At 41.9% G+C, this 7,961-nt stretch carries 13 protein-coding genes; all 13 read right to left on the minus strand.

The genetic code is table 11. The annotated features are described in order from the left end of the window. Positions 1-154 precede the first annotated feature (154 nt). Positions 155-289 (minus strand): DUF6019 family protein, encoded by a 135-nt coding sequence (locus B5G00_RS19465; RefSeq protein WP_242971429.1) that lies wholly within the window; start codon positions 287-289, stop codon positions 155-157. A 154-nt stretch (positions 290-443) separates the two neighbouring features. Further along, positions 444-725, minus strand: a complete 282-nt coding sequence (locus B5G00_RS18220) for a hypothetical protein (protein ID WP_087275053.1) — start codon at positions 723-725, stop codon at positions 444-446. Between the two features lie 59 nt (positions 726-784). Beyond that, positions 785-1,204 (minus strand): nuclear transport factor 2 family protein, encoded by a 420-nt coding sequence (locus B5G00_RS18225; RefSeq protein ID WP_087275054.1) that lies wholly within the window; start codon positions 1,202-1,204, stop codon positions 785-787. A 24-nt stretch (positions 1,205-1,228) separates the two neighbouring features. Further along, positions 1,229-1,843 (minus strand): Type 1 glutamine amidotransferase-like domain-containing protein, encoded by a 615-nt coding sequence (locus B5G00_RS18230; protein ID WP_087275055.1) that lies wholly within the window; start codon positions 1,841-1,843, stop codon positions 1,229-1,231. A gap of 38 nt (positions 1,844-1,881) precedes the next feature. Beyond that, positions 1,882-2,211, minus strand: coding sequence for a cupin domain-containing protein (locus B5G00_RS18235; protein ID WP_087275056.1), 330 nt, complete (start codon positions 2,209-2,211; stop codon positions 1,882-1,884). Between the two features lie 74 nt (positions 2,212-2,285). After that, positions 2,286-2,612 carry a MazG nucleotide pyrophosphohydrolase domain-containing protein gene (locus B5G00_RS18240; RefSeq protein WP_087275057.1) on the minus strand — a complete coding sequence of 109 codons (327 nt, stop codon included), beginning with the start codon at positions 2,610-2,612 and terminating at the stop codon, positions 2,286-2,288. Positions 2,613-2,629: 17 nt separating this feature from the next. Continuing rightward, positions 2,630-3,004, minus strand: a complete 375-nt coding sequence (locus B5G00_RS18245; RefSeq protein WP_087275058.1) for a hypothetical protein — start codon at positions 3,002-3,004, stop codon at positions 2,630-2,632. 46 nt (positions 3,005-3,050) lie between these two features. Further along, positions 3,051-3,698 (minus strand): flavin reductase family protein, encoded by a 648-nt coding sequence (locus tag B5G00_RS18250; RefSeq protein WP_087275059.1) that lies wholly within the window; start codon positions 3,696-3,698, stop codon positions 3,051-3,053. Between the two features lie 30 nt (positions 3,699-3,728). Further along, positions 3,729-4,124: an iron chaperone gene (locus B5G00_RS18255; RefSeq protein WP_087275060.1), complete on the minus strand. Its 396-nt coding sequence runs from the start codon at positions 4,122-4,124 to the stop codon at positions 3,729-3,731. A gap of 112 nt (positions 4,125-4,236) precedes the next feature. Then, positions 4,237-5,505 (minus strand): MFS transporter, encoded by a 1,269-nt coding sequence (locus B5G00_RS18260; RefSeq protein ID WP_242971430.1) that lies wholly within the window; start codon positions 5,503-5,505, stop codon positions 4,237-4,239. Position 5,506: 1 nt separating this feature from the next. Then, complete coding sequence (locus B5G00_RS18265; RefSeq protein WP_087275061.1) at positions 5,507-5,971, minus strand: MarR family winged helix-turn-helix transcriptional regulator; 465 nt, start codon at positions 5,969-5,971, stop codon at positions 5,507-5,509. A 93-nt stretch (positions 5,972-6,064) separates the two neighbouring features. Further along, entirely contained in the window at positions 6,065-6,442 is a 378-nt protein-coding gene (locus tag B5G00_RS18270) for a hypothetical protein (protein ID WP_330396416.1), read from the minus strand. 55 nt (positions 6,443-6,497) lie between these two features. Next, a partial coding sequence (locus B5G00_RS18275) for a recombinase family protein (protein WP_087275062.1) occupies positions 6,498-7,961 on the minus strand: 1,464 nt, incomplete at its 5' end.

A 7,961-nucleotide genomic window follows, 5' to 3' on the forward strand; every position in this document is an offset into this window, starting at 1 on the left:
GATTGAAAGTCCATAGGTAGTGGCTACCCGGACGCTCACTTTGTTCAATTAGGCCAAATCGAAAATGGTGTAAACGAAGAGGCAGTTCACTGGAATGCCAAAACTGCTTTTTCGTTTACACCATCATCGATTCTAACCTAAAGAATTGTCTATTCTAGTTCTTAAGATCCTCTTTCCTTTTATCTTCAAAATATTCTTTCAATGCATCTTTTACTGCCTGTTTGACAATAAAATATAGACCTAATATTACAATAAGTACCGCTATCACAATAATTGGCAGCCATTCCATATTTACCTTTCTCCTTCCATATTTACCGCAATTTCAGTTTATCTATGTCTAGTTTTCACCAAAAAAATTTCTTCTAATAGACATGTTTGTCCATCTCATAAATACCAAGTTATCATACCAGTTTTGTTTATTATAATACCCCGGCTTTTCCCTGTCATTTTCTTTCTGCTGTTCCCAGATCAACTGCTATGGACAGGCCGATTCCTATACCGGCGCAAACCAATAACATGCCTATCATTTTTCTCTGAATGATCAGACACAAACCTATGGTCACAAGTGTTAAAGCAAGTATTATGGATGCGATGAAGCAAATCTTTTGCCACTTTCCTTTTCTATGTCTAAAATATTCTTTTCTTTTTTCACTAATTTTATTTTCTGCTTTATATTCAATAATGCCTTCTATCAGCGCTTTTATGATATCTTTAATAAGTTCCATGATAATCTCCTGCAAATTATTCTGTGCTTTCCTCAAAATCGCTTTTATAGCAAAGATAATTAAAACCAGCTTATTTTTTCATCTTTAAATTGAGGCTTGTCTCCATTTTGATAAGGATTATAGTTATTTCGATTACACCCAAATTCGGTCAGGGATCTTATTTTATTATCAGTTGTCCATTTAATTAAGGACATTCCGTCAAATTCCTCTTTTCCTCCTGTACGCATTTCGTTTTTGAAATACCACTCTGCTATAGTTTGGTCATCTTTATGGAAAAACTGCTTTATCTCCCAGCTGATAACTTTCCCCCGTGTATTCCATTCATGAAACCAATGTTTCACTGTTTTGCGGTCTTCATACTTAGGACCCCAACTCTCTGTATAGACCACATCTTCTGTGAAAATCTCGTCAATACCTAAATCCTGTTGTGTAAGCCACATATCAAACCATAAACGGATAATTTTTTCTCTTTCATTCATAATGGCGCCTCCAAAAACTCCACTTCAACAGATAATTTTCTGACATTCTCCTCTGATCAATACTGTTTGTCCATCTGCTAATTCGATCAAATCCTTCTTTGATATTTCTCCACAAGGACTTCCTTTTTCAGCATGGGGTATCAAGGGATTTGCCAGATAGCCCAAACTATCGGCAAAATTTCCTGCTGCGATCATACTGCCTGCGCTTATCCCCAGATATACCAGCCCCTTTTCAATGGCCTGTTTTAGCGGTTCCGAAAGCCCTGTCCTATTTACTTCATCCATAAGTCTCCGGGCATTCCCGCCGCAAAAGGCGATCACATCATACTGAGCCAGCTCCCGGGCATTCATTAATCGAAGCTGATCCGGTATATTCCGGACATAGCTTGAATAGGTTCTTTTGTATCCATCAGAAAGCAAAAGCGCCAGATCATAAATGAGGATATTATTTACCGATATCCCCATATTCATAAGACGCTCCATACATACGATAATACCTTCTCTCGCTCCATCATTCTCCACTGCTGCAGATGGAACCAAAATCGCTTTTGTGTCAATCGGTTCTTTTCCAACGCATTTCCAAAACAATGATGTAATTTTTTCGTTTAAACCGCTTGAGGTCAAAAAAAGAGTTCTCATGAGTCTGCTTCTCCCTTTTATACAATAATATTCAGGATTTATCGCTCCACAACAATAGTCAGCATAACTAAGTCTTCATTTCCGGTGTTGATGATACTATGCTCTGATCCTTTTGGACAGATGTGACAAGTCCCCGGATTAAGGATTTCTTCTGTTCCGTCACAAACTGCTTTACCGGTTCCTGAAAGAATATAATTGATGTCGTCACTTGTGGGATGACTATGCATGCCGATGGAACCGCCGGCATGTATGGCACAAGGAATGATCTTACCTTTGTCATCCATATACATTCTGGCCGTCATCTCGCCTGTGCCATTGTTCATTCCCGGCATATGTATTTCCTTTAACTCATTAAAATCAATTAACATTTCAATTTCTCCATATCGTATATGATACTTATTGATTATATTATATCCCATTAACTCTATTTTCTAATTCGGATTTACCAGCGTGTCATGTTTTTCCTAAACTTGTTTGTATAAGACTGTTTTAATTCATCTGCAGTTATTCCATAACAAAGAAGAACATCATTATAATACATAAGAACATCTGCAAGTTCTTCGATAAGTTGTTCCCGCAAAGTGTCATCTGAAACAGCATTTTCACTGCCGTTCTTTTTAATGATATCAATTACTTCTCCGATTTCACCTATCATCCAGAGTAATTTATTTTTCCCTGTTTCAGGAGAAATCGGTTCCCATTTATCTTTATATTTATCCTGCAATTCTTTTTGCATTGCTAACATTTCATTTAATCCAAAATCTGCCATAAATAAGCTCCATAAATTTATCTGTTTCCGGTTTTTATGTATTCTATCAGTGCTTCCACATCCTCAAAGTCGTCATAGTCCCCATTTATGCCATCACGGTGGTAAACAATTCCATTGGCCTCGTTTTTTTCCAGACAGTCCAAAAGATATGCTTCACCATATCTTTTAACAAATAATGTAAAAGCATAGGGTTTTATTTTGCCTAATAATCCTTTTCTGCACTCTTCATCGCATTCATAACAATGTTGTTTTTCTTTTTCAATAGAGCATTTTCTGTTTTCGCACCAGTCTTTGTCCGGACATTGACCTGAATCACAGCCGGAACAGGCTGCGTTTTCAGAACATAAACAACAGGCCAGTCCGCAGCGTGCAATTCCTAACTCCCGTTTCATAACAATTCCTCCAAGCTTCCGTTTTCTTTTCATGTCTTATATACTGTCAATCATATTTTTCAATGTTTATTGTACCAATTGCCGACAGATTTGGCTCGCCGGTAACCAGATCCTGAGGCGCTGGTATCAGCATCATAAAGCCTTCTTTTCCATATCTTTGTGCATAGCCCTGGGCATATTCTTTTTCTACAGAAATATGCAGTACTTGTCCGATAACCATAGCCGTAATTCCTACACCGCTTAGATCCTTTGTCTCTTTCAAGGTACATTCTATATTGATAAAAGCCTCTTGAATAGCCGGTGCATGAATCGTTTTTCCATTGGAAAGTGTAAAGCCTCCCACAGCAAATTCATCGGTTTCCATATCGTTGTGATGAATGGTATCTACCAGTTTATCGTAATAGCATATAGGCAGAAAATTTATACAAAAACATTTTTCCCTTTGAATATTGGCGTAGGTATGGGTATGTTGATACAGATTCCCCATTACGGCAAAAAAGGCAGTTTTATCTCCATGAAAACAACTCCATGAATGAAAGCAAACATTTGGCTCTCCGTTTTCTTTCCATGTAGTAATTGCAAATAAAACTGTCGGTATTCCAGCCGTCACCTCAAAATGTGAAAACAAGTCAAATTCTTCCGGATAGGAAGGTTTAAAATATTTTGGAAAGTCTTTTCCGATTTCTATTTTCAATCGATCACCTCCTGGATTGCATATGTCAAATCAGCTTAAACACCATTTTGCAATATCTTCAATCAATTTTGTAGGTAGTTCTCTATCATAAGGAAAATATATTGCATTTTTCTTAGTAACAACTTCTTCTAACTCCAGTGCAAACTTTTCAATAGCTTTAATCCCTACATAAAAGCTGACGTGCTTTTTACAAGCAGAAAAGGAAATGGATTTTCCTTCTTTCTCATAATACGGCATACTCCATAATATACGTTCATTTACACACGGAACACTTTTTTGTAATATGATCATCATTTCTGTTAAATGAGAACGTGTCTCTATGGGCTGCGAATTTATATATTCTAATACTGTTTCCGGTGCTTTCCCGCAGTAATGACCTTGATTTGTTCTTTTAAACTCCCTCCCGCATTTTGGGCATATCCACATATTCTGTTTCCTCCGCAAATTCCAAACTGTCGGCCTGTTTTTTTCTTCATTATAACATTGGTTTATTTCCCTGTCATTTTATTTCTCGCTCATGCAAAAAGAGAGCGGAACATCAGCTGCCTAAATGGATATTCTCAGTCCGGGCGCATCTGTCTGAAGCAAGGTAAAGGGGAATAGCCGCAAACTGTGCAATAACCGATATAATTACCATGGCAGGAATGCTCATATCATAAAGCACACCCATGATCCAGCTTCCAAGGAACCAGAAGATACCAAAGGAACATTCAAAAATGCCATATCCCGTGGCCCGGCAGTCTTTAGGAACCATAGAAGTGACCACAGCTTTCAGGATAGATTCCTGAGCGCCCATCCCGATTCCCCAAAGAGCTACACCCAGCAGGAGCATATGGATAGAGTGAATGGAAAATACAAAAACAGCAAACACACTGGAAAGCAGCGTAGAAATCATCAGTGCCTTTACGCCGATCTTATCATAAAGATGCCCGAATACAAGAGCGGCTGCAGCATCTACTAACATCGCACCGGCATAAAGCAAAGGAAGGGTTCCCTCTGTTACCAGCGAAGATGTCTCTGCCAGACTGGCCGCCAGGCCGGTATAAGTCCTGGAAACATGCATAATGATAAGGGAATAGTCAATAAATCCAAAAGCAAAACAGCTGATCCCTGCAATATATAGTACAAAACTTTTTCTCATGCGGAAAGGAACGTGTTCTTTCGGCTCAGGCTCAAATTGTTCCGGATTTGGGAATCTGCGCCGGGTAACAAGGAGCAGAACCAGCGTAATAGCACCAGGAATAGCAAGCACCCCAAAGCAGAAAGCATAGGTCTGAAAGACATCTCCCTCTGTCCGAAAAAGCATTACCAGGTATAGCAGTACCGGTCCTAAAAAAGCGCCGATCTGATCTAACAGTTCCTGCAGGCCGAAGCTCTTTCCGACACCTTCCTGAGATGCCGCAAAGGACATAATCGTATCTTTTGCCGGTTTCTTAATAGCTTTGCCCATCCGCTGAATGAGCAGCAACAGACATGCCCATACCCATCCATGCTCTCCTACCAGAGCCAATGCCGGCACTGCCAACACATCCAGTACATAGCCAAAGATTGTAATCGGCCAATACTGCCGGGTTTTATCCGTAAGTTTTCCGAATACATATCGCATAGAATATCCGACCAGTTCTCCCAAACCGGAGAAAAAGCCAATCGCACCGGCAGAAGCTCCCATGACAGACAAATACGCTCCCCGGATACTGGAAGCGCCCTCATGGGTCATGTCAGAGAACAGACTGACGATTCCAAACAGAATGAGAAATACCATTGCCTGGGACAGATGTTTTTTCTTTTGACTGACATCCATATCCATATTACTCACACTCCCTTATGCGTGCTGTCATCTCAGGAAAATCGGCTTTGCTTTCTTCTTTGCACCGATGATAAAGAATATCCAGCAGATGCGCAAACTCCTTCTGCTCCTCCTTTGAAAGTGGTTCAATAAGCCATTCATAAAACAGAGCCTCAATGTGGGCTTTGGAATTTTTCAGGCTCTGGGCCTGCTCCGTAGGAAAAATAAGCTGGCTGCGCCCATCTGCCGGATTATTTTCTCTCCGAAGGTAACCCTTTGCCTCCAGATTGGCAGTCTGCTTTGCCACAGCCCCTTTGTCTGCCCCTAAGATTTTACTTATTTCCGCTTGCGTGATGCCGGGCCTTTTCCGTACAACATGAATGAGATCGAACTCCGCAGTGCCGACCCCTTCTGCTTTCATCATCCGGGAAGTAAACTTCCCCACCTCCCTGGCTATTTTTGTAATCTGACGCTGTGTGATATCCACATTGATCCCTCCTTAAAAAAGATGTACTATCAACTAATTAGATGATAGTACATCTTTTTTTACCAGTCAAGATGATCATGTTCTGCAAACTGCTCAATCTTTTTTCCTTGTCAAAAATATCCCGGCAATTGCCCCTATAAGGATAATCGGTGCTAATCTGACAAACAGCCATTCAGCTGCGTGATAAATCACTCCGGCAACAGCTAATTCAGGATCACTATAATCCCAGCCCAAGTATGGACTATTTAATACTAGTAAAGCTGCAAATATTATCACTATACCACACGCAATGAAGATAAATAGCCACTGAAGCATTTTCCGTTTTGCTGCCGCCTTTTTTGCAAGCTGCAAATTTATAACCTCCAGTTTTTCAGAAATTGCTTTTAAATCATTCCTTTTCGGCTCAGCAATCGTTTCTCCAAGCAAAGTGCTTACGGGCGTTTCAAGGACTTCCGATATAGAGATTAACATATTCGAATCAGGGACTGACAGTCCGGTATCACATAGTTAAAGATATTGGTATCATTCAATCAATTTTGCCGATAAAGCGGTAGAAGATTTCTACCTCCTGTTCCCGGCTTCCGTCCTCACCTTTGACCGCTTCATGGACAACGATTTTTTCAATCAGCATATTCAAAAGTTCGGCGGTCAGTTCTGTTGGATTGACGCACTCTTTCATCAAGGCAATCCATTTTTCTGCGTCTACGGCGTTCTGGCTTTCAGTGGCGATAGCGGATTGAAGCTGTTCAATCTTTTCGTCCAGTTCAGCCTGTTCGCTTTGGTACTTCCCGGACAGCATAGAGAAGTTGTATTCCGTGATACGCCCCGCCGCCCAGTCCTCATACATCCGGGCAAACAAAGTATCGACTTCGGCTTTTCGCTTCTCTGCCTTTTTCAGTTCTGCGGCCTGCTTCTTTCTTGCGGCAGCCTGTCCCTTATCAGTGGCATTTAACAGCTGCTTCAAGAGCCGTTCTTCATCATGCTGTACCAGCCCCGACCAGTATTGCAGACGGGAGAGGACATAGGCATAAAGCACATCATAACGGATATAGTGCATGGAGCATTGGCGTGTGCCCTGCCCGTACTTGCTACAATGATAATGGCCGTAAGGCTTGCTGTTCTGCCTGTTCTCCCCATAGGACAGCGACCAGCCGCAATCCGCACATTTTACCAATCCGGAAAAAATCTGCGTTGTACCATCCTTGCACTTCCTGCGGCGGTTTGCTATCTGCTCCTGTACCTGCCGGAAAACCTGCTCGCTGATAATCGGCTCCTGCGTGTTCTCCACCCGCACCCATTCACTTTGGGGCTTGCGTACCCTCCGCTTGTTCTTAAAGGAAATGTTCGTTTCCCGGTAATGAATGGTATGGCCGATATAGGTTTCGTCTTTCATAATGCTCTTGACCTGGGCTATCGTCCATGCGTAGCTTTTTTCCTCCGGCGCACCCGCATAGATGTTTGCAAAAGTCCCGTCACGCTGGAAGTTGATAAATCCCGGTGTGGGAACCTTTTCCGCAATCAGTATTCTTGTGATACTGGCCGCCCCTCTGCCATGAATAGCAAGGTCAAAAATCTTCTCCACTATCCAGCGGGTTTCCTCGTCGATTATCAGCTTGTTTTTGATTTCCGGGTGTTTCCTGTACCCGATGGGAGCATAGGCGCCGATACGCTGTCCTGTGGCAAACTTTGCTTTGAAAGCGGCCTTTACCTTGCGGCTTGTATCTTTCGCAAACCATTCATTGAACAGGTTTTTGAACGGGACAAAATCGGAAAGCCCTTTCTCTGTGTCCTCATTCTCCGCAACGGCGATGTAGCGAACCCGTTTCTCCGGGAACAGAAATTCCAGATAGTAGTCCATCATCACATGTTCCCGCCCGAAACGGGACAGGTCTTTCGTGACAATGCAGTTTACTTTTCCGGCTTCCATATCGTCCATCATGCGCTGAAAATCCGGCCGTTCAAAGTTCGTCCCCGACCAGCCATCGTCCAC

The sequence above is a fragment of the Blautia sp. An46 genome, from assembly GCF_002161645.1.
GTDB lineage: Bacteria > Bacillota > Clostridia > Lachnospirales > Lachnospiraceae > Blautia > Blautia ornithocaccae.